Origin of the sequence: Streptomyces sp. NPDC046859 (assembly GCF_040645135.1) — a bacterium.
Taxonomy (GTDB): Bacteria; Actinomycetota; Actinomycetes; order Streptomycetales; family Streptomycetaceae; genus Streptomyces.
Map to the genome: position 1 here is coordinate 70,646 of NZ_JBEYXR010000001.1, position 24,188 is coordinate 94,833.

The 24,188-nt window shown below is 70.5% G+C and carries 29 protein-coding genes, 1 tRNA gene and 1 riboswitch; of the genes, 20 read left to right on the forward strand and 10 right to left on the reverse strand.

Annotated features, from left to right (window positions below; all coding sequences use genetic code 11):
* The first annotated feature begins 118 nt into the window (after window positions 1–118).
* On the forward strand, window positions 119–478 hold the full coding sequence (locus ABZ899_RS00305) for a hypothetical protein (protein WP_361338564.1): 360 nt from the start codon (window positions 119–121) through the stop codon (window positions 476–478).
* A gap of 68 nt (window positions 479–546) precedes the next feature.
* On the opposite strand, the gene ABZ899_RS00310 is transcribed toward ABZ899_RS00305, so the two are convergent.
* Together ABZ899_RS00310 and ABZ899_RS00315 are read right to left on the reverse strand one after the other, a co-directional pair.
* Window positions 547–1,137 carry an isochorismatase family protein gene (locus ABZ899_RS00310; RefSeq protein ID WP_361338567.1) on the reverse strand — a complete coding sequence of 197 codons (591 nt, stop codon included), beginning with the start codon at window positions 1,135–1,137 and terminating at the stop codon, window positions 547–549.
* A gap of 135 nt (window positions 1,138–1,272) precedes the next feature.
* Window positions 1,273–2,631 (reverse strand): nicotinate phosphoribosyltransferase, encoded by a 1,359-nt coding sequence (locus tag ABZ899_RS00315; protein ID WP_361338570.1) that lies wholly within the window; start codon window positions 2,629–2,631, stop codon window positions 1,273–1,275.
* 91 nt (window positions 2,632–2,722) lie between these two features.
* Between ABZ899_RS00315 and clpS the strand changes: the two genes are divergently transcribed.
* The 7 genes from clpS (at window position 2,723) to ABZ899_RS00350 (ending at window position 7,589) form a co-directional block, all read left to right on the forward strand.
* Window positions 2,723–3,040: an ATP-dependent Clp protease adapter ClpS gene (clpS, locus tag ABZ899_RS00320; RefSeq protein WP_055623360.1), complete on the forward strand. Its 318-nt coding sequence runs from the start codon at window positions 2,723–2,725 to the stop codon at window positions 3,038–3,040.
* Between the two features lie 12 nt (window positions 3,041–3,052).
* A complete protein-coding gene (locus tag ABZ899_RS00325; protein ID WP_361338573.1) occupies window positions 3,053–3,661 on the forward strand; it encodes a DUF2017 domain-containing protein in 609 nt (202 codons plus the stop codon).
* Window positions 3,662–4,012: 351 nt separating this feature from the next.
* The gene (locus ABZ899_RS00330) at window positions 4,013–5,452 is read left to right on the forward strand and encodes an amino acid permease (protein ID WP_361338575.1); all 1,440 of its coding nucleotides are present in this window, start codon (window positions 4,013–4,015) and stop codon (window positions 5,450–5,452) included.
* A gap of 159 nt (window positions 5,453–5,611) precedes the next feature.
* Window positions 5,612–6,034, forward strand: coding sequence for a M67 family metallopeptidase (locus tag ABZ899_RS00335; protein ID WP_361338578.1), 423 nt, complete (start codon window positions 5,612–5,614; stop codon window positions 6,032–6,034).
* 110 nt (window positions 6,035–6,144) lie between these two features.
* Entirely contained in the window at window positions 6,145–6,240 is a 96-nt protein-coding gene (locus ABZ899_RS00340; RefSeq protein ID WP_309544746.1) for a putative leader peptide, read from the forward strand.
* A 114-nt stretch (window positions 6,241–6,354) separates the two neighbouring features.
* Entirely contained in the window at window positions 6,355–6,633 is a 279-nt protein-coding gene (locus ABZ899_RS00345) for a MoaD/ThiS family protein (RefSeq protein ID WP_361338581.1), read from the forward strand.
* A 5-nt stretch (window positions 6,634–6,638) separates the two neighbouring features.
* Window positions 6,639–7,589, forward strand: a complete 951-nt coding sequence (locus ABZ899_RS00350) for a cysteine synthase (RefSeq protein ID WP_361338583.1) — start codon at window positions 6,639–6,641, stop codon at window positions 7,587–7,589.
* Between the two features lie 13 nt (window positions 7,590–7,602).
* Here ABZ899_RS00350 and ABZ899_RS00355 read toward each other — a convergent pair whose 3' ends face one another.
* Complete coding sequence (locus tag ABZ899_RS00355) at window positions 7,603–8,070, reverse strand: type II toxin-antitoxin system PemK/MazF family toxin (RefSeq protein ID WP_361338586.1); 468 nt, start codon at window positions 8,068–8,070, stop codon at window positions 7,603–7,605.
* A 794-nt stretch (window positions 8,071–8,864) separates the two neighbouring features.
* Between ABZ899_RS00355 and ABZ899_RS00360 the strand changes: the two genes are divergently transcribed.
* Complete coding sequence (locus ABZ899_RS00360; RefSeq protein WP_361338589.1) at window positions 8,865–9,617, forward strand: MBL fold metallo-hydrolase; 753 nt, start codon at window positions 8,865–8,867, stop codon at window positions 9,615–9,617.
* 80 nt (window positions 9,618–9,697) lie between these two features.
* On the opposite strand, the gene ABZ899_RS00365 is transcribed toward ABZ899_RS00360, so the two are convergent.
* Both ABZ899_RS00365 and ABZ899_RS00370 read right to left on the reverse strand, forming a co-directional pair.
* Window positions 9,698–10,951: a PTS transporter subunit EIIC gene (locus ABZ899_RS00365; protein WP_361338592.1), complete on the reverse strand. Its 1,254-nt coding sequence runs from the start codon at window positions 10,949–10,951 to the stop codon at window positions 9,698–9,700.
* A gap of 162 nt (window positions 10,952–11,113) precedes the next feature.
* Window positions 11,114–12,403 carry a PTS transporter subunit EIIC gene (locus ABZ899_RS00370; RefSeq protein WP_361338595.1) on the reverse strand — a complete coding sequence of 430 codons (1,290 nt, stop codon included), beginning with the start codon at window positions 12,401–12,403 and terminating at the stop codon, window positions 11,114–11,116.
* A 176-nt stretch (window positions 12,404–12,579) separates the two neighbouring features.
* Here ABZ899_RS00370 and ABZ899_RS00375 point away from each other — a divergent pair, with 176 nt between their 5' ends.
* The 4 genes from ABZ899_RS00375 to rdgB all read left to right on the forward strand — a co-directional run bounded on the left by ABZ899_RS00375 (window position 12,580) and on the right by rdgB (window position 14,833).
* Window positions 12,580–12,813, forward strand: a complete 234-nt coding sequence (locus ABZ899_RS00375; protein WP_361338598.1) for a PTS glucose/sucrose transporter subunit IIB — start codon at window positions 12,580–12,582, stop codon at window positions 12,811–12,813.
* Between the two features lie 88 nt (window positions 12,814–12,901).
* Window positions 12,902–13,648, forward strand: a complete 747-nt coding sequence (gene rph, locus ABZ899_RS00380; protein ID WP_361338602.1) for a ribonuclease PH — start codon at window positions 12,902–12,904, stop codon at window positions 13,646–13,648.
* 143 nt (window positions 13,649–13,791) lie between these two features.
* A complete protein-coding gene (locus ABZ899_RS00385) occupies window positions 13,792–14,196 on the forward strand; it encodes a hypothetical protein (RefSeq protein ID WP_361338605.1) in 405 nt (134 codons plus the stop codon).
* Between the two features lie 34 nt (window positions 14,197–14,230).
* The gene (gene rdgB / locus ABZ899_RS00390) at window positions 14,231–14,833 is read left to right on the forward strand and encodes an RdgB/HAM1 family non-canonical purine NTP pyrophosphatase (RefSeq protein WP_361338608.1); all 603 of its coding nucleotides are present in this window, start codon (window positions 14,231–14,233) and stop codon (window positions 14,831–14,833) included.
* Window positions 14,834–14,883: 50 nt separating this feature from the next.
* Here the strand turns inward: rdgB and ABZ899_RS00395 are convergent.
* The 4 genes from ABZ899_RS00395 to bcp form a co-directional block, all read right to left on the reverse strand.
* Window positions 14,884–14,966: transfer RNA gene (locus ABZ899_RS00395), tRNA-Leu, on the reverse strand.
* Complete coding sequence (locus tag ABZ899_RS00400) at window positions 14,966–15,640, reverse strand: HNH endonuclease signature motif containing protein (RefSeq protein ID WP_361338611.1); 675 nt, start codon at window positions 15,638–15,640, stop codon at window positions 14,966–14,968. Before ABZ899_RS00400 ends, ABZ899_RS00395 begins: the two co-directional genes overlap by 1 nt.
* The gene (locus tag ABZ899_RS00405; protein WP_361338614.1) at window positions 15,637–16,299 is read right to left on the reverse strand and encodes an HNH endonuclease signature motif containing protein; all 663 of its coding nucleotides are present in this window, start codon (window positions 16,297–16,299) and stop codon (window positions 15,637–15,639) included. The genes ABZ899_RS00400 and ABZ899_RS00405 overlap by 4 nt, the downstream gene beginning before the upstream one ends.
* A 140-nt stretch (window positions 16,300–16,439) precedes the next feature.
* Window positions 16,440–16,907 carry a thioredoxin-dependent thiol peroxidase gene (gene bcp / locus ABZ899_RS00410; protein ID WP_361338617.1) on the reverse strand — a complete coding sequence of 156 codons (468 nt, stop codon included), beginning with the start codon at window positions 16,905–16,907 and terminating at the stop codon, window positions 16,440–16,442.
* Window positions 16,908–17,001: 94 nt separating this feature from the next.
* On the opposite strand from bcp, the gene ABZ899_RS00415 reads away from it, so the two are divergent.
* The 3 genes from ABZ899_RS00415 (at window position 17,002) to sugE (ending at window position 18,215) form a co-directional block, all read left to right on the forward strand.
* Window positions 17,002–17,331 (forward strand): DUF3618 domain-containing protein, encoded by a 330-nt coding sequence (locus tag ABZ899_RS00415; protein ID WP_361338620.1) that lies wholly within the window; start codon window positions 17,002–17,004, stop codon window positions 17,329–17,331.
* Between the two features lie 106 nt (window positions 17,332–17,437).
* The gene (locus tag ABZ899_RS00420; protein ID WP_361339509.1) at window positions 17,438–17,740 is read left to right on the forward strand and encodes a co-chaperone GroES; all 303 of its coding nucleotides are present in this window, start codon (window positions 17,438–17,440) and stop codon (window positions 17,738–17,740) included.
* Window positions 17,741–17,786: 46 nt separating this feature from the next.
* Window positions 17,787–17,858, forward strand: a riboswitch (guanidine-III (ykkC-III) riboswitch).
* Between the two features lie 36 nt (window positions 17,859–17,894).
* A complete protein-coding gene (gene sugE, locus ABZ899_RS00425) occupies window positions 17,895–18,215 on the forward strand; it encodes a quaternary ammonium compound efflux SMR transporter SugE (protein WP_062665174.1) in 321 nt (106 codons plus the stop codon).
* A gap of 7 nt (window positions 18,216–18,222) precedes the next feature.
* Here sugE and ABZ899_RS00430 read toward each other — a convergent pair whose 3' ends face one another.
* Window positions 18,223–20,580, reverse strand: coding sequence for a transglycosylase domain-containing protein (locus ABZ899_RS00430; protein ID WP_361338623.1), 2,358 nt, complete (start codon window positions 20,578–20,580; stop codon window positions 18,223–18,225).
* A 223-nt stretch (window positions 20,581–20,803) separates the two neighbouring features.
* Here ABZ899_RS00430 and ABZ899_RS00435 point away from each other — a divergent pair, with 223 nt between their 5' ends.
* Genes ABZ899_RS00435 through ABZ899_RS00450 form a run of 4 tightly spaced genes read left to right on the forward strand, consistent with a single transcriptional unit; the run spans window position 20,804 to window position 24,181 of the window.
* Window positions 20,804–21,604 carry an ABC-2 family transporter protein gene (locus tag ABZ899_RS00435; protein WP_361339512.1) on the forward strand — a complete coding sequence of 267 codons (801 nt, stop codon included), beginning with the start codon at window positions 20,804–20,806 and terminating at the stop codon, window positions 21,602–21,604.
* Complete coding sequence (locus tag ABZ899_RS00440; protein ID WP_361338626.1) at window positions 21,597–22,418, forward strand: ABC transporter permease; 822 nt, start codon at window positions 21,597–21,599, stop codon at window positions 22,416–22,418. The genes ABZ899_RS00435 and ABZ899_RS00440 overlap by 8 nt, the downstream gene beginning before the upstream one ends.
* Before the next feature lie 9 nt (window positions 22,419–22,427).
* Entirely contained in the window at window positions 22,428–23,435 is a 1,008-nt protein-coding gene (locus ABZ899_RS00445; RefSeq protein WP_361338629.1) for an ATP-binding cassette domain-containing protein, read from the forward strand.
* A gap of 32 nt (window positions 23,436–23,467) precedes the next feature.
* Window positions 23,468–24,181 carry a DUF1707 domain-containing protein gene (locus ABZ899_RS00450; protein ID WP_361338632.1) on the forward strand — a complete coding sequence of 238 codons (714 nt, stop codon included), beginning with the start codon at window positions 23,468–23,470 and terminating at the stop codon, window positions 24,179–24,181.
* Window positions 24,182–24,188: the final 7 nt, after the last annotated feature.

Here is a 24,188-nt window from a genome sequence, read left to right on the forward strand (position 1 = left end):
TAGAACTGCAGGTCAGACCATGATCGGCGGCAGCCCCCTGGCGGGGTTGCCGCCGGTCGTGTTTAGGTGCACCCTGTGCTTCCGCTATTGACACCGCATCGCACGGGGGTGTGACCGTATGGCCGCAGGAGGTTTCTGCAAGCTGCCGACCGGCAGCGTCGTGGTGGCGCTGAACCTGCCCAGACCCACCACCGACGGCACGGGCAGCGTCCGTGTCCTGGTGCACGCCCGCAACCGCGCCCGAGCCCTGACCAGGCTCCGCAACCTGGGCATGCGCGCCGTCTACCTGCGCGGCAACGCCGCCCCGCCGACCCCGGACGAGATCACGGCGGTCCTGCACCACCCCGACGGGCTGATATGGCGCACGGCCCCCTGCCCGGACGTCGTCCCCACCGTGCCGGAACTCGTCCCCGGACCGCCCCAGGAGCTCTGGCACCCGATCCGGGCCCTCCTGCGCCGGCCCGCCGCCCCCGCCTAGGCGGCGTCACGCCCGATCACGCCGGGCACCCGGTGATCCAGCCTGATCGACAGGACACCCCCTGGGGGCTACGCCACCACGGGCTTGCCGGTCAGCTCCACACCGGCCCCGCGCAGCTCCTCCAGCGCCCGCTCGGTGGTCTCCGCGGCCACTCCGGCGGTCAGGTCCAGCAGCACCTGCGTACGGAACCCCTCGCGTGCCGCGTCCAGCGCGGTGGCCCGCACACAGTGGTCGGTGGCGATGCCCACCACGTCCACCTCGGTGACCTCCCGGGCCCGCAGCCAGTCCGCGAGCCGCACGCCGTTCTCGTCGGCGCCCTCGAACCCGCTGTACGCCGCCGCGTACGCCCCCTTGTCGAAGACGGCGTCGATCGCGCCGGAGGCGACCGCGGGCGCGAAGTTCGGGTGGAAGCCCACGCCCTCGGTGCCCGCCACACAGTGCGCCGGCCACGAGTGGACGAAGTCGGGGTGGGCCGAGAAGTGGCCGCCCGGCGCGATGTGGTGGTCGCGTGTGGCCACGACGTGCTGGTAGCCGGACCCGGCCGCCTGGCCGATGAGCTCCGTGACGGCGGCGGCCACGTCGGCGCCGCCGGCCACCGCGAGGCTGCCTCCCTCGCAGAAGTCGTTCTGCACGTCTACGACGATCAAGGCGCGGCGCATGGTCGGTGTCCTTCGGTTATGGACGCTGAGGTCGGGACGGCGGATCGGTGCGGCCCGGCCGTGAACCTCCGAGCCTAGAGACTTCGCGTGCGGTGCGGGAGAGGGCATGGGGCGGGCACTGCGGGCGCGCCCGGTTCACGCCCCCGTCTGGCTACCCGGGCGCCCGTGGACGTACTCCGTCGGAATGACGGGTTCCCCCCGGGAGAGCTGGATAGCGGACAGCGGCAGGTTGGCGCGGGCCGCCGCGTGCCGGTCCCGGACGACGTCCAGCGGCTCGCGCGCCACGACGTCCCCGCCCTTGACGAGCTGGGCGAGCAGCTGCCGGTCGGCGAGCTCGGCGGGCACCGGCCCAGTGCCGACCACCTCGGCCTCCGCGACCCCCTCGGCGTCGAGCCGGCGTGCCGCCCACTTGCGGCCGCCGACGGAGGTCTTCCCGCCGGTCGACCGCTTCGCCACCGGTACCAGGGGCGCCCCGGGGTCGGCGGACTCCGAGCGGGCGACGAGCTTGTAGACCATGGAGGCGGTCGGGTGCCCGGACCCGGTCACCAGCTGGGTGCCGACGCCGTACGCGTCCACGGGCGCCGCCGCCAGCGAGGCGATGGCGTACTCGTCCAGGTCGGAGGTGACGAGGATCCTCGTGCCGGTCGCGCCCAGCTCGTCGAGCTGCTGGCGGACCCGGTGCGCGACCAGCAGCAGGTCGCCCGAGTCGATGCGGACGGCGCCCAGCTCGGGTCCGGCGACCTCCACGGCCGTACGGACCGCCTCGGCGACGTCGTAGGTGTCCACCAGCAGCGTGGTGCCGCGGCCCATGGAGTCCACCTGGGCCTGGAAGGCGTCCCGCTCGTGGTCGTGCAGCAGCGTGAAGGCGTGGGCGCTGGTACCGACCGTCGGGATGCCGTACCGGAAGCCCGCGGCCAGGTCGGAGGTGGAGGTGAAGCCGCCGATGTAGGCGGCGCGCGCGGCGGCCACCGCGGCCAGCTCGTGGGTGCGGCGGGCGCCCATCTCGATCAGCGGGCGGTCCCCGGCGGCGGCGGACATCCGGGAGGCGGCCGCGGCGATCGCCGAGTCGTGGTTGAGGATGGAGAGGATCACCGTCTCCAGCAGCACGCACTCGGCGAAGCTGCCCTCCACCCGCAGGATCGGCGAGCCGGGGAAGTAGACCTCGCCCTCCCGATAGCCCCAGATGTCCCCGGAGAAGCGGTAGTCCGCCAGCCAGCGCAGCGTCGGCTCGTCGACGACGGCCCGCTCGCGCAGGAAGCCGAGGACGTCCGCGTCGAAGCGGAAGTTCTCCACCGCGTCCAGGACGCGTCCGGTGCCGGCCACCACGCCGTAGCGCCGGCCGTGCGGCAGCCGCCGGGTGAAGACCTCGAACACGCTGCGCCGCCCGGCGGTGCCCGCGCGCAGCGCGGCCTGCAGCATCGTCAGCTCGTACTGGTCCGTGAAGAGCGCCGTCGAGGGGACATCCACCGGCAGCCCAAGGTCCGCTGTGTTCATGGCCACGCATCGTACCCCCATTTCGTCAGTCTGACGATTTAGGGGCGGGTAGGGCCGGGGATTTGTGCGACCACCCCCCTGCGGTGGCAGCATGGGCACTGTGACGTCACCCGCTCCCCTAGAGATCGAACGCACCGAGTCGGCGGAGGAAGTGTTCGCCGTCCCCGAGCCCGACGTCCCCTGGGTCACGATCGTCCACAACGACCCGGTCAACCTCATGAGCTACGTGACGTACGTCTTCCAGACGTATTTCGGGTACAGCAAGGACAAGGCCACCAAGCTCATGCTCGACGTCCACCACAAGGGCCGGGCGGTCGTCTCCAGCGGATCCCGCGAGGAGATGGAACGCGACGTGCAGGCCATGCACGGCTACGGCCTGTGGGCCACCCTCCAGCAGGACCGGAAGTAGCGAATCGTCTCCATGCCAGGAACCTTCGAACCCGTCCCCGGCGGCGGCGCCGCCGTCGCTCTCGACGAAGTCGAGATCTCCATCATCCGGTCGCTGGCCGTCCAGCTGCTGGAACTCATCGGACCCGGCCCGGCCGGGGACGCCTCCGACGACCCGCTCGCCGAGCTGTTCGCCGAGGGTCCCAGCGAGCCGCCCTCCGACCCCGTGCTCAAGCGCCTGTTCCCCGACGCCTACAGCGACCCCGAGGGCACCCCGCAGGCCCAGGAGGCCGAGGAGCAGCGGGCGTACTCCGCCGAGTTCCGCCGGTACACGGAGAACGACCTGCGCGCCGGCAAGCGGGAGAACGCGCTCGCGGTGGTGCGCACCCTGGACGCGCTCAGCGCCGAGAGCGCCGGCGAGGGCGGCGCGGTGCTCAAGCTGTCCACCGAGGAGTCCCAGCAGTGGCTCGGCGCCCTCAACGACCTGCGCCTGGCCATCGGTTCCCGGCTGGAGATCACCGATGACGACGACACCGACCTGCTGTACGGCCTCCCCGACGAGGACTCCCGCAAGCCGATGGTGATGGCCTATCTGTGGCTCGGCGGCCTCCAGGAGACCCTGGTCGCCACCCTCATGCCCTGATCCCACCGGCCGTGCGACCGTTCCGTGCCGATATGTAAGGGTTCTGTGTTCGCTCAGCGGACGCTCAAATCCGGATAACGATCCTGTCACCGCCGCCACCCGCTATGCGGGGCGGCGGTGATTTTGTCCGGTTCTTCCTGTGGGATGCGCCACACGTGCCCTCACCGATCATCGTTGCGGTCGTGATAAATCTTCACGACCGCCCGCCGAGCACCACCCGAATGTTCGGCCGGGTGCGCCACAGGGCCGGCGGATCGCCGGCCGGGCACAGCTCCAGCAATCCGGGGGGATCGAGACCCGATCCGCGGCCGACGAAAGGCCCGGGTCGGCATGGAGAAAGGCGCACAACACATGACCTCTTCGAAGGTCACTGACGCGACGGCCACGGGTGCCCCCGAAGAGGGGTACGAGCGCGGCCTCGGCAGCCGTCAGGTCCAGATGATCGCGATCGGCGGCGCCATCGGTGTCGGCCTGTTCATGGGTGCCGGTGCGAACATCGCAAAGGCCGGACCGAGCATCATCCTCATGTACGCCCTCGCGGGCGTCGTCATCTTCTTCATCATGCGGGCCCTGGGCGAGCTGCTCCTGTACCGGCCCGTGTCCGGCTCCTTCGCCGAGTACGCCCGCGAGTTCCTCGGCCCGTTCTTCGGCTTCGTCACGGGCTGGACGTACTGGCTCATGTGGGTGGTCACCGGCATGGCCGAGCTGACGGCCGCCGCGATCTACGTCCACTTCTGGTTCCCGGAGATCCCGCAGTGGGTCAGCGCCCTGGTGTTCCTCGTGGTGCTCTTCGGCGTCAACCTGATCTCCGTCAAGATCTTCGGCGAGGTCGAGTTCTGGTTCTCGATGGTCAAGGTCACGGCCATCATCGGCATGATCGTCATCGGCCTCGGCGTGCTCACCCTGGGCTTCTCGGACGCCGGTGACACCGCCGCCGCCTCCAACCTCTGGTCGCACGGCGGGTTCTTCCCCAACGGCATCGGCTCCAGCCTGATGACGCTCCAGGGCGTCATGTTCGCCTACCTCGCCGTCGAGCTGGTCGGCGTCACGGCGGGCGAGTCCGAGAACCCCGAGAAGACCCTGCCCAAGGCGATCAACACGCTGCCCTGGCGCATCATCGTCTTCTACGTCGGCGCGCTCCTGGTGATCCTCTCCGTCGTCAAGTGGACCGAGTTCACCGCCGGCGAGAGCCCCTTCGTGCACGCCTTCGGCAAGATCGGCATCCCGCTCGCCGCGGGCATCGTCAACTTCGTGGTCCTCACCGCGGCCCTGTCGTCCTGCAACTCCGGCATGTACTCCACCGGCCGCATGCTGCGCGACCTGGCCGCCAACAACGAGGCCCCGCAGGCGTTCGGCAAGCTCAACAAGCGCAAGACACCGGCCGTCGGCATCACCGTCTCCGTGGCGCTCATGGGCATCGGCGTGATCCTCAACTACGTCGTCCCGGAGAAGGCGTTCCTCTACGTCACCTCCGTCGCCACCGCGGCCGGCATCTGGACCTGGATGATGATCCTCGTCAGCCACATCCGCTACCGCGCCGCCGTCGACGCCGGCCGGCTGCGCGCCTCGTCCTTCCCCGCCCCCGGCGGCGCCCTGTTCAGCTGGGTCGCGCTGCTCTTCCTCATCGGCGTGACCTGCATGATCGCGTACGACAAGGACGCGCGCGTCTGCCTGTACGTCGCCGCCGGCTGGGCCGTCGCCCTCGGCGTCGGCTGGACGGTCCTCAAGAGCCGCAACCCGGGCATCGCCACGCGCGGCGGCGAGGAGCCGGAGCTGGAGAAGGTCGGCTGAACCGCGCGCGGACGTCAGGTCGCGGGGAGCGCTCGTGGTGCCCCCCGCGCCCGCCGCTCAGGGCGTCCGCGCCTCCCGGGACGTGACCGCACGTCCGGCATGTGGGCCGCCCCGTACCAACCCTCGGTACGGGGCGGCCCCTCTGCTTATCCTGGCCGCATGCTGACCATCACCCAGGCCCTCGTCGACCAGATCGTCGCCCACGCGCGCAAGGACCACCCGGACGAGGCGTGCGGAGTCGTCGCGGGCCCGGCCGGCTCGGACCGCCCCGAACGCTTCCTCCCGATGCTGAACGCGGCGATGTCCCCCACGTTCTACGAGTTCGACTCCGGTGACCTGCTCAAGCTCTACCGCGACATGGACGACCGCGACGAGGAGCCGGTGATCGTCTACCACTCGCACACCGCCACCGAGGCGTACCCCTCGCGCACCGACATCGCCTACGCCAACGAGCCCGGCGCCCACTACGTCCTGGTCTCCACGGCCGACACCGACGGCCTCGGCGAGTTCCAGTTCCGCTCCTTCCGCATCCTCGAGGGCGAGGTCACGGAGGAGGAGGTCAGGATCGTCGAGTCCTACTGACGGCCCGCCCGCACGGCCCGCACCGGCCCGGTCTCACCAAGCGACCCGTCACCGTCCGGGATGTGGGATCACATTCCAGGACCCGGACCGGGAATCGATACGATGACCCCATGGTTCTCCACGACGTGAGCGGGAAGACGCCGGGCATGCTGCTCGTGGCGCGACTGCACGTCGACCTGTGCAGGCTCGCCAGCGCCATCTGTTGACGCGACACCCTGCCGCCGTCCGGCCGTGAGCCCCGGCGCCGCACTCACGCACCACGCCTGTTCCAGCGCTGCCGCGCGCCCCCGACCGACTACTCCCGACAGGAGCCCCGACCCATGGCCATCGAGGTCCGCATCCCCACCATCCTCCGCACCTACACCGACGGTCAGAAGGCGGTGGAGGGCAGCGGTGAGACCCTCGCCGAGCTGTTCGCCGACCTCGAGACCCGCCACACGGGCATCCAGGCGCGCATCGTGGACGGCGGCCAGCTGCGCCGCTTCGTCAACGTCTACCTGAACGACGAGGACGTCCGCTTCCTCGACGGCATCAACACCAAGCTCAGCGACGGCGACAACGTCACGATCCTGCCGGCCGTGGCCGGCGGTATGGCCTGATCGGGATGCGGTACGACTCCCCCCTCGCCGCGGTCGGCAACACCCCCCTGGTGCGCCTGCCGCGGCTGTCGCCGTCCGACGACGTCCGCGTCTGGGCCAAGCTGGAGGACCGCAACCCCACCGGCTCCGTCAAGGACCGGCCCGCCCTGCACATGATCGAGCAGGCGGAGAAGGACGGCCGTCTCACCCCGGGCTGCACCATCCTGGAGCCCACCAGCGGCAACACCGGCATCTCCCTCGCCATGGCGGCCAAGCTCAAGGGCTACCGCATGGTCTGCGTGATGCCCGAGAACACCTCGCAGGAGCGCCGGGACCTCCTCGGCATGTGGGGCGCGGAGATCATCTCCAGCCCCGCCGCGGGCGGTTCCAACACCGCCGTACGGGTCGCCAAGGAGCTCTCCGCCGAGCACCCGGACTGGGTGATGCTCTACCAGTACGGCAACCCGGACAACGCGGGCGCGCACTACGCGACGACCGGCCCGGAGATCCTCGCCGACCTCCCCTCGGTCACCCACTTCGTGGCGGGTCTCGGCACCACCGGCACCCTGATGGGCGTCGGCCGCTACCTGCGCGAGCACAAGCCCGACGTGAAGATCGTCGCCGCCGAGCCGCGCTACGACGACGTCGTCTACGGGCTGCGCAACCTCGACGAGGGCTTCGTGCCCGAGCTGTACGACGCGTCCGTGCTGACCACCCGCTTCTCGGTCGGCTCCGCCGACGCGGTCACCCGCACCCGGGAGCTCCTCCAGCAGGAGGGCATCTTCGCGGGCGTCTCCACCGGCGCCGCCCTGCACGCCGCGATCGGCGTCGGGAACAAGGCGCTGAAGGCGGGGGAGAGCGCCGACATCGTGTTCGTCGTCGCCGACGGCGGCTGGAAGTACCTCTCCACCGGCGTCTACACGGCCGCCACGACCGAAGAGGCCATCGAGACGCTGCACGGCCAGCTCTGGGCCTGACCGCCTCCGGCGGCTACGACGACAGGTGACGGACCTGGTCCCACACGGCCGGGTCCATCACCCCGACCCGCCGCCGGAAGTCCCGCAGCGGAACGACCCGCAGCTCACCCGTCTCCAGATAGCTGGCCCGGCCCCCGGCGTCCCCGACCGACCCCGGCGGCAGCGCGATGACACCGCTGCGCTCGGCGCGGTTCTTGCTGGTGATCTTCGCGACCGTGACGCGCTGGCCGCGCACCGCCAGCACGAGACACGGCCGGTCCTTGGCCCCCGGCCGGTCCTCGTAGGGGACGTTCGCCCACCAGATCTCCGCCGGCTCCGGCAGCCGGGCCGGCGCACGCCCCCCTGCGCGCCCCCGGGGCCGTCCCGGCGGCCCGGTCAGCCGTCGACGCGGCCTGCGCCCCCGCCCCCAGCCGTCGACCAGCGCGGCCACCAGCGCGAGCAGCACGACCGCGCCGAGCGCCGGCCACCATGACGTGTCCATAGGGACGAAGGTACCGGCGCCCACCCCGACCCGCGTGCCTACCGGCGGGTCGGGACGCCGGAGGGGGAGAGGCGAGGACGGTTCGTGCAGCCCAGGGACGTGCTCACTTCGGACGCGGCTGCGAGCAACACCTTGAGTTCGTCGCCGCCCGGAAGTCCGCATGCGAAGCGTGCACTTGCACGCAAGGGCTCCTCCACGGCGAGCGTCATCTCCGCATCGCCCACCCTGAAGCCGAGGGCATCGGCATCGGACACTTCCCCGTCGGTGAAATACGGGAGTTGTCCGTATCCGTTAGGCGACTTCCCCGGGAGTTCCAGGCGTCGAGTGCGGTATTCCGGGTGTCTCGCGATGGACCTGTCACGCCTTGGGCCGGCTCGGGGCAACCGCGGCCGGCCGCCAACAACTGCTCCGTGTCGTCGACATGAGTCGTGCCTGCCATTCGGGAAGAAGGCGTCCGTCCGGGTAGGCGGACGGTGGCAGCCGGCACGCCCGCCGGAGGGTGAGCGTGCGCGCGGCACAGCATCAAGATCGCCGACGGGACGAGGGCACCCGCGAGGCGGTCGAGGACTTCCCGCCGGGGGCGGCGCGGCAGCCCCAAGGTGACCTTGGATCTTGGTCGAACGGCTGAGCGCCTGCTAACCCGGATGGCAGCGCCTGTCAGGTGAGTTCGCCCACAACAGACCTTGGCGGAGGAGCGACCGGAGGTTTTGCGCCTTACGCTCGACAAACCGCACGACCCCCGACGCCCCCCATCCCCGATCTTCGGATTTCCCGCCAGCGGAGGTTTCTGTTTCATGAAGCTCACCGTCGTCGGCTGCTCGGGGTCGTTCCCGTCCGCGGAATCGGCCTGCTCGAGCTACCTCGTCGAGGCCGACGGCTTCCGGCTGCTCCTCGACATGGGCAACGGCGCCCTGGGCGAGCTGCAGCGCCACTGCGGTCTCTACGACCTCGACGCGATCTTCCTCAGCCACCTGCACGCCGACCACTGCATCGACATGTGCGCGTACTTCGTGGCGCGCTACTACCGGCACGACGGCGGCCGCTGCGCCCCCATCCCGGTCTACGGCCCCGAGGGCACCGAGCAGCGGCTGACCACCGCCTACGCCGACACCCCCACCGCCTCGTCCATGAGCGAGGTCTTCGACTTCCACACGGTCAAGCCGTCCACCTTCGAGATCGGCCCGTTCACGGTGCACACGGAACGCGTGGCCCACCCGGTGGAGGCGTACGGCATCCGGATCGAGCAGGGCGGCCGGGTGCTGACCTACTCCGGCGACACGGGCATCAGCGGCGCACTGGACGAACTCGCCCGCGACGCCGACCTGTTCCTGTGCGAGGCCGCCTTCACGCACGGCAAGGAGAACATCCCCGACCTGCACCTCAACGGTCGCGAGGCGGGGCAGTCGGCGGCCCGCGCGGGCGCCCGGAGCCTGGTCCTCACGCACATCCCGCCGTGGACCGACCCCGAGGTCAACCTGGCCGACGCGCGCGAGGTCTACGACGGCCCGGTGACGCTGGCGGCGCCCGGCCGGACGTACGAGATCTGAGGCCCCGAGCTGTTCCGCCGGTGGCACGGCGAAGGCCCCGGAACCATCCCGGTTCCGGGGCCTTCGCCATGCCGTGGGGCTCACGCCTTGGTGAGGTCCTCGACCTCCTCCTCGGGCTCGCGGCCCGGGGTGGGGAGGTTCCACTTCGTGATGGCGAAGCGGAAGACGGCGTAGTAGATCGCGGCGAAGACCAGACCGATCGGGATGATCAGCCAGGGCTTGGTCGCCAGGTTCCAGTTGAGCGCGTAGTCGATGAAGCCCGCCGAGAAGGTGAAGCCGGCGTGCACGCCGAGCGCCCAGGTGATCGCCATGGACAGTGCGGTGAGCACCGCGTGGATCACGTACAGCACCGGGGCGATGAACATGAACGCGAACTCGATCGGCTCGGTCACACCGGTCACGAAGGAGGTCAGCGCGAGCGAGACCATCATGCCCATCACGGCCTTGCGGCGCTCGGGACGGGCACTGTGGGCGATGGCGATGGCGGCGGCCGGCAGACCGAACATCATGATCGGGAAGAAGCCGGACATGAACTGACCGGCGGTCGGGTCACCGGCGAAGAAGCGGTTGAGGTCACCGTGGACGATCTCACCGGCGGCGTCCTTGAACTCGCCGAGCTGGAACCAGGAGACGGTGTTCACGAACTGGTGCATGCCCACCGGGATCAGCGCACGGTTGATCAGGCCGAACAGACCCGCGCCGAAGGCGCCGAGGCCGGTCATCCACTCGCCGAAGTCGGAGATGACCTCACCGATCGGCTCCCAGACCAGGCCGAAGAAGACACCCATCGCGGTGCCGACGAAGGCCATGATGATCGGGACGAGCCGGCGGCCGTTGAAGAAGCCCAGCCAGTCCACCAGCTTCTTGCGGTGGTAGCGCTGCCACAGCACGGCGGCCAGCAGACCCATGATGATGCCGCCGAGGACACCGGGGTTGTTGTAGGTCGCGGCTATGTCCGCGCCGTCCTGGACCTTCGCCTCGGTGACCGGGAACGCCTTGAGGACGTTGCTGTAGACGAGGAAGCCGACGAGGGCGGCCAGGGCGGTCGAGCCGTCCGCCTTCTTGGCGAAGCCGATCGCGACGCCGATGCAGAACAGCATGGGAAGGTTGTCGAAGATCGCACCGCCCGCGGTGGCGAACACGGCGGCGACCTTGTCCCAGCCGAGTCCGTCCTTGCCGAACACGTCGGGCTGGCCGAAGCGGAGCAGCAGACCGGCCGCCGGCAGCACGGCGATCGGGAGCTGCAGGCTGCGGCCGACCTTCTGAAGGCCCTGGATCAGGCCTGATCCCCACTTCTTCGTGGGGGCCGCCGTTGGCGAGGTGGCGGTGCTCATAGACTTCCTCCATCGGGTGGTGGTCTACACCACTCAGTGGTGTAGACCTGTTGTACACGATGAAGGTGCGATAAGGAACCCACGATTCCCGAGCGTTGCCCGGACCGTTATCCCGCCTTATTCGGACCTTTGCGGAGCCCCCCGGACCGCCGTCCGCCCCCGTCAGCCCTTGGTGACGTCCTCCACCTCCTCCTCCGGCTCCCGGCCCGGCGTCTTCAGGTCGAATCTGGTGATCGCGAAACGGAAGATCGCGTAATAAAGGACGGCGAAGCACAGACCGATCGGAATGATCGCCCACGGTCTCGTCGCCAGATTCCAGTTGATGACGTAGTCGATCAGCCCCGCCGAGAAACTGAACCCGTCGTGCACCCCCAGGGCCCAGGTCACCGCCATCGACACACCCGTCAGCACCGCGTGCACCGCGTACAGCAGCGGCGCCACGAACAGGAACGAGTACTCGATCGGCTCCGTGATCCCCGTGACGAACGACGTCAGCGCCACCGACAGCATCAGACCGCCGACCTCCTTGCGGCGCCGCGGCCTCGCACAGTGCGTGATCGCCAGTGCCGCCGCCGGCAGCGCGAACATCATGATCGGGAAGAACCCCGAGGTGAACTGACCGGCGTCCGGGTCACCCGCCAGGAACATGTTGATGTCACCGTGCACCACCCGGCCGTCCGGCGTGGTGAACGTGCCGAACTGGAACCAGATGGGCACGTTCAGGAACTGGTGCAGCCCCACCACCAGCAGCGCCCGGTTCGCGACACCGAAGACACCCGCGCCCCACCCGCCCAGACCGCTCATCCAGTCGCTGAAGCTCTCCAGCGCGTCACCGATCGGCGGCCACACCCACAGACACAGCGCCGCGAACACGATCGCCACGAACGCCATGATGATCGGCACCAGCCGCCGGCCGTTGAAGAAACCGAGCCAGTCCACCAGCTTCGTCCGGTGGTAACGCGCCCAGAAGAAGGCCGTCAGCAACCCCATGACGATCCCGCCGAACACCCCCGGATTCTGGTACTCGAAGACCGTCACCGAGCCGTCCCGCAGCCGGCAGCCCACCATCGGGACCGCCTTCGAGCCCTCCGGACAGTCCTCCGGGAACTGCCGCAGCACCGTGTAGTACACGAGGAACCCCGCCACCGCCGCCAGCGCCGTCGAACCGTCCGACTTCCGCGCCATGCCGATCGCCACGCCCACACAGAACAGCAGCGGCAGCCCCAGCGCGCCGTCGAGCAGCGCACTGCCCGCACCCACCATCACCCGCGAGACATCGGTCCAGCCCAGACCCTCGTCCCCGAACACATCCCGCTGCCCCAGCCGGTTGAGGATGCCCGCGGCCGGCAGCACGGCGATGGGGAGCTGAAGACTGCGCCCCATCTTCTGCAACCCCTGGAACAGCGCGTTCCAACGAGCCCGACCGGGGGTGACCATGCCGTCGGCAGTCATCCGAACCCCTGTCGTCGCTAGGCGGTTTGTCGGCCGTCCCCCTGGTGGTGTAGACCAGTCGCGGACGGTTCCGCTGTCGTGAAGGCCATCCTTCGACACAGACGGCACGACCGCTCGCGAAGATGGGCCAACTGTGGGTTACTGCGACAAAGCGGTTCGGATCAGGGAGAGGCAACATGGCCAGCAAGGCTGAGAAGATCGTCGCCGGGCTCGGCGGCATCGACAACATCGAGGAGATCGAGGGCTGCATCACCCGCCTCCGCACCGAGGTCACCGACGCCTCACTGGTCGACGAGACCGCCCTCAAGGCCGCCGGCGCCCACGGCGTCGTCAAGATGGGCACCGCCATCCAGGTCGTCATCGGCACCGACGCCGACCCGATCGCCGCGGAGATCGAAGACATGATGTGAAGAGCGGGCATCATCCCCGGCTTCACCCCCTGAAGGGCCCCTCCCCACGCGGGACGGGCCCTTCCTCCGGTCCCGCTAGGCTCACGCCATGTCCTCACAGCCCCGCATCGACGGCCGCACCCCCGACCAGCTCCGCCCGGTCACCATCGAACGCGCCTGGAGCAAGCACGCAGAAGGCTCCGTCCTCGTCTCCTTCGGCGACACCAAGGTGCTGTGCACCGCCACCTTCACCGAAGGCGTCCCGCGCTGGCGCAAGGGCAGCGGCGAAGGCTGGGTCACCGCGGAGTACGCCATGCTGCCCCGCGCCACCAACACCCGCGGCGACCGCGAATCCGTCCGCGGCAAGATCGGCGGCCGCACCCACGAGATCAGCCGCCTCATCGGACGCTCCCTGCGCGCCGTCATCGACTACAAGGCCCTCGGCGAGAACACCGTCGTCCTCGACTGCGACGTCCTCCAGGCCGACGGCGGCACCCGCACCGCCGCCATCACCGGCGCCTACGTCGCCCTCGCCGACGCCGTCGCCTGGGCCCAGGGCCGCAAACTCATCAAGCCCGGCCGCAAGCCGCTCACCGGAACCGTCAGCGCCGTCTCCGTCGGCATCGTCGCCGGCGTCCCCCTCCTCGACCTGCGCTACGAGGAGGACGTCAAGGCCGACACCGACATGAACGTCGTCTGCACCGGCGACGGCCGCTTCGTCGAGGTCCAGGGCACCGCCGAGGCCGAACCCTTCGCCCGCGACGAACTCAACACCCTGCTCGACCTCGCCGTCGCCGGCTGCGGCGAACTCGCCGACCTCCAGCGCAAGGCCCTCGGCACCCCCCTCGAACAGTAAAGAACAAACCAAGACACCGAGCGGCCCCGGGCAACCGCACCGCCCTCCCCGGCGTCACTAGGAATACGGGCGTACGGCACACCGCCGTACGCCCGCAGTGCACGGGGGCCCGCCAGGCCCGCGCAGGGAGGGGAACGACCACCATGGCCACCAGCCGACGCCGCCGGAGCCGCATCGCCACAGCCGCCGCAGCCGTCGCGGCACTGGCCCTCACCGCCGGACTCACCACCGGCTGCGACGCCGTCAGCAAGGCGATGGACTGCGTCAAGACCGCCGACGCCATCGCCGACAGCGTCACCGAACTCCAGCAGGCCGTGGAGAACGCCAGTGACGACCCGACCCAGCTCGAGGAATCGCTGACCTCCATCGACAAGAACCTCGGCGAGATCGGCGACCAGACCGACGACGCCGACGTGAGCAAGGCCGTCGACAACCTCCAGAAGGCCGTCACCAACGTCCGCGACGCCATCGAGGACGGCGACACGACCCCCGACATCAGCCCCGTCACCGACGCCGCCGGCGAACTCACCAAGGTCTGCACGCCCTGACCGGCCGTCCCCGCGGTTGGCCATACTGGGGGCCATGACCCGCCTGATCCTCGCCACCCGCAACGCCGGAAAGATCACCGAACTCCGGGCGATCCTCGCCGACGCAGGACTCGACCACGACCTCGTCGGCGCGGATGCCTACCCCGAGATCCCCGACGTCAAGGAAACCGGCGTCACCTTCGCCGAGAACGCCCTCCTCAAGGCCCACGCCCTCGCCCGCGCCACGGGACTGCCCGCCGTCGCCGACGACTCCGGCCTCTGCGTCGACGTCCTCGGCGGCGCCCCCGGCATCTTCTCCGCCCGCTGGGCCGGCAAGCACGGCGACGACCAGGCCAACCTCGAACTGCTCCTCGCCCAGCTCGGCGACATCGCCGACCCCCACCGCACCGCCCACTTCGCCTGCGCGGCCGCCCTCGCCCTCCCCGACGGCACCGAACGCGTCGTCGAGGGACAGCTCCGCGGCACCCTGCGCCACCACCCGGCCGGCACCAACGGCTTCGGCTACGACCCGATCCTCCAGCCCGACGGCGAGACCCGCACCTGCGCCGAACTCACCCCAGCCGAGAAGAACGCCATCAGCCACCGGGGCAAGGCGTTCCGGGCACTGGCACCGGTGGTACGGGAACTGCTGGGCTGACGGTACGACAACGGCCTGCGTCTCGATCTTCGAAACGCAGGCCGTTCAAGTGCGGCGGAAGGGATTCGAACCCTCAAGCCCGCTAAGGGCCACAGGACCTAAACCTGCTGTGTCGCCATTGCACCACCGCCGCTAGGTGCCTGTCATCGTACCGGCAGACACCGGCCGCCCGGCGCCTCCCCTGCACCACGTCCCCGTGAGCGCGTGGCAGTTGGGACACAGCAGCCGCAGATTCTCCCGCCGGTCGTCCCGCCAGGCCCCGCTGATGTGGTCGACCTCCAGCGTCATGGGCTTGCCGAGCCACTCGGGGCCCACCCCGCACCGCGCACACCGCTCCGGGACACCGACCGCCAGGAGCGCCCGGCGCAGGCGGCTCGTCGCGGTCCGGCGTGCGCCGTCGTGCAGGACCAGCACTTCCTGCGGGGGCTTCGCGTTCCGGGCCGGACGGCCGCGCTGATGGGCCTGCCCCGGGAAGTGCGCGGCGTCGATCCCCTCCTCGGCCAGCCACGCGCGCAGCCGGGCGCGTTGGGTGCCGTTGACCGTGCGCTCCAGGCGCCGCAGGACGTCCGCGAGGGACGACGACTCCGCGACTGCCGTGCACAGCTCCTCACGCGTGGGCCGTGGACGTCTGCCGCAGGGGCGGAAGTGCGAGACGTCGATGCCGAAGCGGGCGAAGCGCGCCAGCAGATGACGACGCAGATTGGCGTACGGCCGCGTCCCGAGGAAGACGATGACCTCGTCGATGTCGCCGCACCGGCGGGCGGCTTCGGCCAGCCGCTCCCGGCTGTACGGAGTGCCTGCGCTCATGAGGCCCCCTCCCGAGCGCGCCGCGTGCCGCGCCCGCGGTAACGGTCGGTCGTCGAGTGACAGTTGGGGCACAGGAGGCGCAGGTTCTCGAACCGGTTGTTGCGCCACTCGCCGTCGATGTGGTCGACCTCGAGCGGCAGGGGCTCGCCGAGCCACACGCCCTCCACACCGCACAGCGCGCACCGCTCCGGCACGCCCTTCTCCCGCATCGCGCGCTTGAGGCGAGCGCTCGGCACGCGTCCGGTCCGCCCCGAGGCGAGCACGGTCAGGATCTCCTCGGCCGTCCGGCGCCGCCGGTTGTCGCGCTGCCGCTCGGTGCGGACGGCCGGCGCGAAGTGCGACGTGTCGATCCCGTACGACCTGATCCGGCGGCTGATGTGGGTGTGGTGGCCGCCGACCACGTCCAGGCCGAGGTGGCGGAGGACCTCGGACATGTTGGTCGAGGCCGTGACCGCCTCCTGGAGGATGTCGCGCGTCCACTTCACGCCCTCGCGCTCGAAGTGGGAGACGTCCACGCCGAGCCGCTTCATCCGGGTCAGGACGTATCGCCGGGACGGCCCGCGCGGGTCCACGCCCAGTCGGTGCAGAGCCTCCGAGAGCGTCCGGGCGTCCCGTGCCGCCTCCTCCAGGCGCTCCCTGGTGCAGGCCCCCGCCTCCATCGCATCCCCTCCCCGTACCCGGCCACGCGTTCGTGGCTCGTACGGATCAACGAGCCGGGCGTCGGGGTGTCACGCCCGGAATGCGGAACGGCCCGCGCCGGGGTGTCCCGGTGCGGGCCGTCGCGGTGCTGCCAGGGGCCTCAGATGCCCAGGTCCTTGATGATCTTGGCGACGTGGCCGGTGGCCTTGACGTTGTAGAGGGCGCGTTCGACCTTGCCCTCCTCGTCGACGACGACCGTGGAGCGGATGACGCCGACCACCGTCTTGCCGTAGAGCTTCTTCTCGCCGAAGGCGCCGTACGCCTCCAGGACCTTCTTGTCCGGGTCGGCCACCAGGGTGACCTGCAGAGACTCCTTCTCGCGGAACTTGGCGAGCTTCTCCGGCTTGTCGGGGGAGACGCCGATGACGTCGTAGCCGGCGCCGGCCAGGAGCTCCAGGTTGTCCGTGAAGTCGCAGGCCTGCTTGGTGCAGCCGGGTGTCAGGGCGGCGGGGTAGAAGTAGACGATGACCTTGCGGCCCTTGCGGTCCGAGAGGGACACCTCGTTGCCGTCGGCGTCGGGCAGGGTGAAGGCGGGGGCCACGTCCCCCGGCTGGAGTCGCTCGCTCATCGAACAAGCGTAACCGGGGAGCCGGACGGTGCGGTTCGCCGTGGAGCTGACAGACTGTCCGGAAACATCATCAGTTCACTTCGGAGGCCGTACGGTGGCGGACACGTCGGACACCAGGACCCCGGCACAGATCGAGGCGGACATCAAGGCCCGCCGCGCCGTGCTGGCGGAGACGCTCGACGAGATCGGGGTGCGTGTGCATCCGAAGACGATCGTCGGCGACGCCAAGGCCAAGGTCGTGGCGAACATCGACCACACGCTCGGGCGGGCCTACGTGGGCGTGAACCGGGCCGTGAGCGACGTCAGGGCCAAGTTCACCGACGAGGACGGCGCCCCGCGTCTGGAGCGCATCGTGCCGGTCGCGCTCGTGGCCGTCGGACTGGTCGGGCTGCTGGCCCTCGGCACCCGGCGCCGCAAGGGCTGAGGGCGTGGACCCGGCGGCGTGCAGAGGTGGCGGAGGCAGGTAGGTTCGAGGCGTGAGCGCCAACAGAAACGAGCAGAGCACCCAACACGACAAGCTGCCCATCCGGATGCTGCACGACCGCGTACTCGTGCGGCAGGACACCACCGAGGGTGAGCGGCGTTCCGGTGGCGGGATCCTGATCCCCGCGACGGCCGCCGTGGGCCGCCGGCTGGCCTGGGCCGAGGTCGTCGCGGTGGGGCAGAACGTACGGACCGTGGAGCCCGGTGACCGGGTCCTGTTCGACCCGGAGGACCGTGCCGAGGTGGAGGTGCGCGGCGTCGCGTACGTGCTGATGCGCGAGCGCGATCTGCACGCGGTGGCCGCCGACCGGTTCGAGGGGTCGGAGGACTCCACGGGGCTCTATCTGTGAGGTGACGGTTCGAGGGGCCGGTGACGATCGTCACCGGCCCCTTCTTCCGTGGGCTTGCTAGCGTGGGACCTGCCCGACGAGACGCGCCGTACCGGGATGAAGGCAAGGACGACGCACCCCGTTCCACGTGGTCACGTCTCGAAAGGTGCCTGTCATGGCCTGGGTCCTGCTCGTTGTCGCCGGTCTGCTCGAGGTCGCCTGGTCGGTGGGCATGAAGTACACCGACGGTTTCACCCGGCTCGTCCCCAGCCTGTTCACCGGCGCGGGCATCGTGGCGAGCATGCTGCTGCTGTCGTACGCCGCCCGTTCGCTGCCCATCGGTACGGCCTACGGGGTGTGGGTCGGCATCGGCGCGGCCGGTGCCGCGGTGGTCGGCATGGTGGTGCTGGGGGAGCCGGCCACCGCGGCGCGGATCTTCTTCGTCTGTCTGCTGCTGGTCGCCGTGGTGGGGCTGAAGGCGACGAGCGGCCACTGAACCGCTCTCAGGGCCTGCGGGTCGGGAAGCCCGCCGTGGTGCCCGTGGTGCCCGGTCCGCCGGTGTCGGTGCCGCCGTCCTGGCCGGTGCTGGTACCGCCGTCCTGGCCGCCTGGTCCGCCGGCGCCCCCGTCGGTGGTCCCGCCGTCGTCCGTGCCGCCGTTCTGACCGCCGTCGGTGGTGCCTCCGGCGTCCGTGCCGCCGGTGTCGGTGCCGCCGTCCTGGCCGGTGCTGGTGCCGCCGTCGGGGCCGCCGGGCGTCTCGCCGCCGGTCTGGCCCTCGGTTTCCGTGCCGGAGGTCGGCTTCCCGGAGGCGTCCTCGTCACCCTCGTCCTCGTCCTCGTCGCCCTGCGTCGGGTCGGAGGTGGGGTACTGGGGGACCTCGGCGTTCTCCTGGAGCTCCAGGTCGAAGTCGGTGACCGGCTTCCCCTTCAGGGCGGCCTTCGTGTAGTGGGCCCAGATCTCGGTGGGCGCGCCGCCGCCGTTGACGCGGTCGAGGCCCATCGCGCCGTACAGCGGCTTGTGCCGGGCGGTGACGGGGTCCTGGCCCATCACGGCGACGACGGTGGCGAGGTCGGGGGTGTATCCGGCGAACCAGGCCGCGGTGTCCTCCTCGGCGGTGCCGGTCTTGCCGGCGGCGGGGCGGCCGGCGGCCTGGGCCGCGGTGGCGGTGCCGCTGTCGACGACGCTCTGCAGGACGGAGGTCGTGGTGTCGGCGGCTTCGCGGCTGACGGTCTGGGAGAGCTTGCGGTGGGGCATCTCGACGACCTCGGCGCCGTCCTTGGTCACCTTCTCGATCATGGTGTAGGTGCCGTGCTTGCCGTGGTTGGCGAGGGTCGCGTAGGCCTCCGCCATGTCCAGGACGCTCGCGGTGGCGGTGCCGAGGGCGATGGAGGGGTACGGCTCCAGGTCGGGGGTGGCCGTGGGCAGACCGAGCTTGAGCGCGGTGTCCATGACCTTCTGGGGGCCGACGTCGACGGCCATCTGCGCGTACACGGCGTTGACGGACTTGTTGGTGGCGGAGCGCACGGAGAGGTCGCCGTAGGAGACGTCGTCCTCGTTGGCGGGGGCGTAGGGCTTGCCCGGCCAGCCCTGCACGGGGCGCCGGTTGGTGCCGTCGTAGATCGTGGTGGGGGTGATGGGGCGGCCGTCGCGGGTGGTCGACTCGTTCTGGACGGCGGCGGTGAACACGAACGGCTTGAAGGTGGAGCCGACCTGGAAGTCCCGGCGGGTGGCGTTCGGGGTGTACTGCTTGACGTAGTCGATGCCGTTGTACATCGCGACGACCTTGCCGGTCTTGGGGTCGACGGAGGCGCCGCCCGCGCGGACGTAGCCGTCGACCTTGCGCTTCTCCTTGTCGAGCCGGGAGATCAGCTTGTCGTTGACGGCGTCGACGAAGGCGTCCTGCCGCTTCTTCTGGAGGGTGGTGGTGATGCGGTAGCCGCCGAACTCCAGGTCCTCCTTGTCGACCATCTTGTTCTGGATCAGGTAGTCCTGGACGATCCGCACGAGGTAGCCGCGCTGTCCGGACAGTCCGGTGGAGGTGGAGGACTCCTTCGGCATGGGGAACTCCAGCCCGGCCCGTTCGGAGGCGCTGAGCCAGCCCTTGGTCACCATGCCGTCGAGGACGTAGTTCCAGCGGGCGACGGCGTCGGTCTTGTTCTCCGGGTGGGTGACGACGTCGTACTCGCTGGGGGCGTTGACCAGTGCGGCCAGGTAGGCGGCGTGGGCGGCGTCGAGGTCCTTGGCGTCCATGCCGTAGTAGGCCTGGGCGGCGGCCTGGATGCCGTAGGAGTTGCGGCCGAAGAAGCTGGTGTTGAGGTAGCCCTCGAGGATCTCGTTCTTGCTCTTCTCGCGGTCGAGCTTGATCGCGATGAAGAACTCCTTCACCTTGCGGGTGACGGTCTGCTCCTGGCGCAGGTAGTAGTTCTTGACGTACTGCTGGGTGATCGTGGAGCCGGACTGCTTGCCCTTGCCGGTGGCGGTGTTCCAGGCGGCGCGCACCATCGCCTTGGGGTCGACGGCGGACTCGGTGTAGAAGTCGCGGTCCTCGGCGGCCAGGATGGCGTGCTGGGCGGGCCTGGACATCTGGGCGAGGGTGACGTTCTCCCGGTTGACCTCGCCGTCGCGGGCGATCACGGAGCCGTCGGCGTACATGTAGACGTTGGCCTGTTTGGTGGCGAGCGCGTTGGCCGGCGGGATCTTGACCAGGGAGTAGCCGAGGAAGAACAGGCCGGCGAGCAGCAGGACGCCGATGACGAAGGTGCCGAGGACCATGCGCCAGGTCGGGATGATCCGTCGCCAGCCCGTCCGCCGGGGTCGCTTCGGCTTCCCGGCGGGCTGCTGCGGCTGTGGCTCTTCGCTCATGTAGTGCTCGGACTCCTGATTCACGTCGTACTTCCCGTACGCCTGCTGCGCCCCCATTGAAGACTCTCGCGCCGGGTGTTCCGTTCCCGGAACGGCGCGCATGTTGGGGGAAAGTGAGCTGTTTCTCGCCTCAGGGTGCCCCGGAAAACGGCTGGCAGGCCGCATCGGGCGGCCACTAGGCTCCTGCGCTTCGGTGCCGGTGCGGGTGAGGAGGGCCGTGGATGTGGGCGCGGGGCGGTTGTACCTGGCCGTCGCGGCGGGTGGTTTCCGGCGGTATGCGACCTACCGGCTGGCCACGGCGGCCGGGGTGTTCACCAACACCGTCTTCGGTGTGATCCTCGTCTTCACGTATCTGGCCCTGTGGGAGGAGCGGCCGGGGCTCGGCGGCTACGACCAGGCGCAGGCGGTGACGTACGTGTGGCTGGGGCAGTGCCTGTTCGCGACGCTGGCGATCCAGGGCGGGGGCGCGGAGAAGGAGCTGATGGAGCGCATCCGCACCGGGGAGGTCGCCGTCGACCTGTACCGGCCGGTGGATCTGCAGCTGTGGTGGCTGGCCGGGGACCTCGGGCGGGCCCTGTTCCAGTTGCTGGGCCGGGGGGTGGTGCCGTTCCTGTTCGGGGCGCTGTTCTTCCCGATGGCGCTGCCGGCGGACGTGGTCCGGTGGGCGGCGTTCACGGGCACGCTGCTGCTGGCGGCGGTGGTGAGTTTCGCGATCCGCTATCTGGTGGCGCTGAGCGTGTTCTGGCTGCTGGACGGGACGGGCGTCAACCAGGCTCTGATGATCACGGGTCTGTTCTTCTCGGGCATGGTTCTGCCGCTGAACGCGTTCCCGGGGGCGTTCGGCGAGGTGGTGCGGGTGCTGCCGTGGGCGGCGCAGCTCCAGATGCCGGCGGACGTGCTGATGGGGGAGACCGGGGTGGCGGGGGCGCTGGCCTTCCAGGCGGGCTGGGCGGTGGTGCTGCTGGCGGCGGGGCGGGCGCTGCAGTCGGCGGCGACGCGGCGGGTGGTGGTGCAGGGTGGCTGAGCGCGGCGCGGTCGTCGAGGGGCTGCGGGCCTACCGGCTGATCGCCGGGATGTGGGTGCGGTCCAGCATGGCGTACCGGACGTCGTTCGTGGTCACGGTGGTCGGCAACCTGCTGCTGACCGGGCTGGACTTCGTGGGGATCCTGCTGATGTTCTCGCAGGTCGAGGCGTTGGGCGGCTGGTCGCTGCCGGAGGTGGCGTTCCTGTACGGGCTGTCGGTGACGGCGTTCGGGATCGCGGATCTGGTGCTGGGCTCGATGGACGTGCTGGGCGCCCGGATGCGGGACGGTTCGTTCGACGTGCTGCTGGTGCGTCCGGTGCCGGTGCTGGCGCAGGTCGGCGCGGACCGTTTCGCGCTGCGCCGGCTGGGCCGGATCACGCAGGGCCTGGTGGTGCTGGGCTGGGCGCTGTCGGCGGTGGACGTGGAGTGGACGGCGGCGAAGGTGCTGCTGGTGGCGGTGACGGTGGTGAGCGGTGCGGTGATCTTCGGCGCGGTGTTCGTGGCGGGCGCGGCCTTCCAGATCGTCGCGCAGGACGCCGCCGAGGTGCAGAACGCGTTCACGTACGGCGGGACGACGCTGCTGCAGTACCCGCCGTCGGTGTTCGGCAAGGACCTGGTGCGCGGGGTCACGTTCACGTTGCCGCTCGCCTTCGTCAACTGGGTGCCGGCCGCGCATGTGCTGGGCCGGCCGTACCCGGTGGCGCTGCCCGGCTGGACGGCGTACGCGTCACCGCTGGTCGCGGCGGTGTGCTGCGCGGCGGCGGGGCTGGCGTGGCGGGCGGGGCTGCGGGCCTATCGGAGCACGGGGAGCTGAGGAGCGGACGTGGACGACGAGGCGTTCATCGAGGTCGACGGGGTCGAGAAGGTCTTCGACGTCCGGCGCAGGACGGGTTTTCTGAGGCGGGAGCGGCGGCGGGTACGGGCGGTCGACTCGATCTCCTTCCGGGTGGCGCGCGGCGAGATGGTGGGCTACATCGGGCCGAACGGCGCCGGGAAGTCGACGACGATCAAGATGCTGACCGGCATCCTGACGCCGAGCGGCGGCCGGCTGCGGGTGGCCGGGATCGACCCGTCCCGGGAGCGGACCCGGCTGGCGCACCGCATCGGGGTGGTGTTCGGGCAGCGCACCACGCTGTGGTGGGACCTGCCGCTGATCGACTCGTACCGGCTGATGCACCGCATGTACCGGATCCCGGACGCCCGGTACCGGGAGAACCTGGACCGGCTCGTCGAACTCCTCGGCCTGGAGGAGCTGCTGGCGGTGCCGGTGCGGCAGCTGTCCCTCGGGCAGCGGATGCGCGGGGACGTCGCGGCGGCGCTGCTGCACGACCCGGAGGTGCTGTACCTGGACGAGCCGACGATCGGCCTCGACGTGATGTCGAAGGCCAGGGTGCGCGCGTTCCTGCGGGAGCTGAACACCGAGCGGGGCACGACGGTGCTGCTGACCACGCACGACCTGCAGGACATCGAGCAGCTGTGCTCCCGGGTCATGGTCATCGACCAGGGGCGGCTGGTGTACGACGGCGCGCTCGCCGGGCTGCACGAGGTGGGGGAGAGCGAACGGATGCTCGTGGTCGACCTGGAGCGTGAGCTGCCGCCGATCGAGGCGGCACCGGCCCGCGTGGTGAAGGTGGAGGGGCCCCGGCAGTGGCTGGCGTTCCCGGCGTCCGAGTCGGCGGCGGCGCTGGTGGCGCGTGTCGCCGCCGACCATCCGCTGGTGGACCTGTCGGTGCGGGAGCCGGACATCGAGGCCGTCATCGCGCGGATGCTGCACGGCCCGGCCGGACGTCCCGAGGCTCCGCGGGAGGACGTGGGGCGGGTCATCTCGTAGTCCCCGGGGCGAGTTGCTCGTAGGCTGCTGTCATGAGCGACAACGCCCCGGAGCTGCGCGCCTCCGACGCCGACCGTGAACGGGTCGCCGAGGTCCTGCGGGACGCCCTCGCGGAGGGGCGGCTCGACATGGAGGAGTTCGGGGAGCGGCTGGACGCCACCTACCGGGCCCGCACCTACGGCGAGTTGGAGCCGCTGACCCGCGACCTGCCGGTCGGCGCGGCGCCCGTGCCGAGGGTCGACATGCTGAAGCGGCCCGCGCCCGCGGGCCGGCCGTGGGAGGGGCGGATCGTCGGCGGTGACGACTCACCGGCGTGGGCGGTCGCCGTGCTGTCCGGGTTCCAGCGCAAGGGGCGGTGGACGGCGCCGAAGCGGCTCAACTGCGTGGCGTTCTGGGGCGGCGGGGAGATCGATCTGCGGGAGGCGGACTTCGCGGACCGCGAGATCGAGATCAACTGCGTGGCCGTGATGGGCGGCGTGCAGGTGATCGTGCCGCCCGGCGTGGAGGTCGTGGTGCGCGGCATCGGTGTCATGGGCGGCTTCGACCACCGTGAGGACGGCGTCCTCGGTGAACCGGGCGGGCCCCGGGTGATCGTGTCCGGGTTCGCGTTCTGGGGCGGGGTCGGTGTGGAGCGCAAGCTGACGCGCGCCCAGAAGCAGGAACTGCGCGAGGAGCGCCGCCGCGAGAAGCTGGAGCGCAAGGCCGGCCGGCGCGAACTGCCGGCGCCGGTGTCCGACGAGGACTGAGACGGCG

Bases quoted from the DNA above. Each gene is read 5' to 3' on its own strand.
- ABZ899_RS00305 (WP_361338564.1), top strand. From the start codon at position 119: ATGGCCGCAGGAGGTTTCTGCAAGCTGCCGACCGGCAGCGTCGTGGTG.
- ABZ899_RS00310 (WP_361338567.1), bottom strand. From the start codon at position 1,137: ATGCGCCGCGCCTTGATCGTCGTAGACGTGCAGAACGACTTCTGCGAG.
- ABZ899_RS00315 (WP_361338570.1), bottom strand. From the start codon at position 2,631: ATGAACACAGCGGACCTTGGGCTGCCGGTGGATGTCCCCTCGACGGCG.
- clpS (WP_055623360.1), top strand. From the start codon at position 2,723: ATGGGCACTGTGACGTCACCCGCTCCCCTAGAGATCGAACGCACCGAG.
- ABZ899_RS00325 (WP_361338573.1), top strand. From the start codon at position 3,053: ATGCCAGGAACCTTCGAACCCGTCCCCGGCGGCGGCGCCGCCGTCGCT.
- ABZ899_RS00330 (WP_361338575.1), top strand. From the start codon at position 4,013: ATGACCTCTTCGAAGGTCACTGACGCGACGGCCACGGGTGCCCCCGAA.
- ABZ899_RS00335 (WP_361338578.1), top strand. From the start codon at position 5,612: ATGCTGACCATCACCCAGGCCCTCGTCGACCAGATCGTCGCCCACGCG.
- ABZ899_RS00340 (WP_309544746.1), top strand. From the start codon at position 6,145: ATGGTTCTCCACGACGTGAGCGGGAAGACGCCGGGCATGCTGCTCGTG.
- ABZ899_RS00345 (WP_361338581.1), top strand. From the start codon at position 6,355: ATGGCCATCGAGGTCCGCATCCCCACCATCCTCCGCACCTACACCGAC.
- ABZ899_RS00350 (WP_361338583.1), top strand. From the start codon at position 6,639: ATGCGGTACGACTCCCCCCTCGCCGCGGTCGGCAACACCCCCCTGGTG.
- ABZ899_RS00355 (WP_361338586.1), bottom strand. From the start codon at position 8,070: ATGGACACGTCATGGTGGCCGGCGCTCGGCGCGGTCGTGCTGCTCGCG.
- ABZ899_RS00360 (WP_361338589.1), top strand. From the start codon at position 8,865: ATGAAGCTCACCGTCGTCGGCTGCTCGGGGTCGTTCCCGTCCGCGGAA.
- ABZ899_RS00365 (WP_361338592.1), bottom strand. From the start codon at position 10,951: ATGAGCACCGCCACCTCGCCAACGGCGGCCCCCACGAAGAAGTGGGGA.
- ABZ899_RS00370 (WP_361338595.1), bottom strand. From the start codon at position 12,403: ATGACTGCCGACGGCATGGTCACCCCCGGTCGGGCTCGTTGGAACGCG.
- ABZ899_RS00375 (WP_361338598.1), top strand. From the start codon at position 12,580: ATGGCCAGCAAGGCTGAGAAGATCGTCGCCGGGCTCGGCGGCATCGAC.
- rph (WP_361338602.1), top strand. From the start codon at position 12,902: ATGTCCTCACAGCCCCGCATCGACGGCCGCACCCCCGACCAGCTCCGC.
- ABZ899_RS00385 (WP_361338605.1), top strand. From the start codon at position 13,792: ATGGCCACCAGCCGACGCCGCCGGAGCCGCATCGCCACAGCCGCCGCA.
- rdgB (WP_361338608.1), top strand. From the start codon at position 14,231: ATGACCCGCCTGATCCTCGCCACCCGCAACGCCGGAAAGATCACCGAA.
- ABZ899_RS00400 (WP_361338611.1), bottom strand. From the start codon at position 15,640: ATGAGCGCAGGCACTCCGTACAGCCGGGAGCGGCTGGCCGAAGCCGCC.
- ABZ899_RS00405 (WP_361338614.1), bottom strand. From the start codon at position 16,299: ATGGAGGCGGGGGCCTGCACCAGGGAGCGCCTGGAGGAGGCGGCACGG.
- bcp (WP_361338617.1), bottom strand. From the start codon at position 16,907: ATGAGCGAGCGACTCCAGCCGGGGGACGTGGCCCCCGCCTTCACCCTG.
- ABZ899_RS00420 (WP_361339509.1), top strand. From the start codon at position 17,438: ATGCTGCACGACCGCGTACTCGTGCGGCAGGACACCACCGAGGGTGAG.
- sugE (WP_062665174.1), top strand. From the start codon at position 17,895: ATGGCCTGGGTCCTGCTCGTTGTCGCCGGTCTGCTCGAGGTCGCCTGG.
- ABZ899_RS00430 (WP_361338623.1), bottom strand. From the start codon at position 20,580: ATGAGCGAAGAGCCACAGCCGCAGCAGCCCGCCGGGAAGCCGAAGCGA.
- ABZ899_RS00450 (WP_361338632.1), top strand. From the start codon at position 23,468: ATGAGCGACAACGCCCCGGAGCTGCGCGCCTCCGACGCCGACCGTGAA.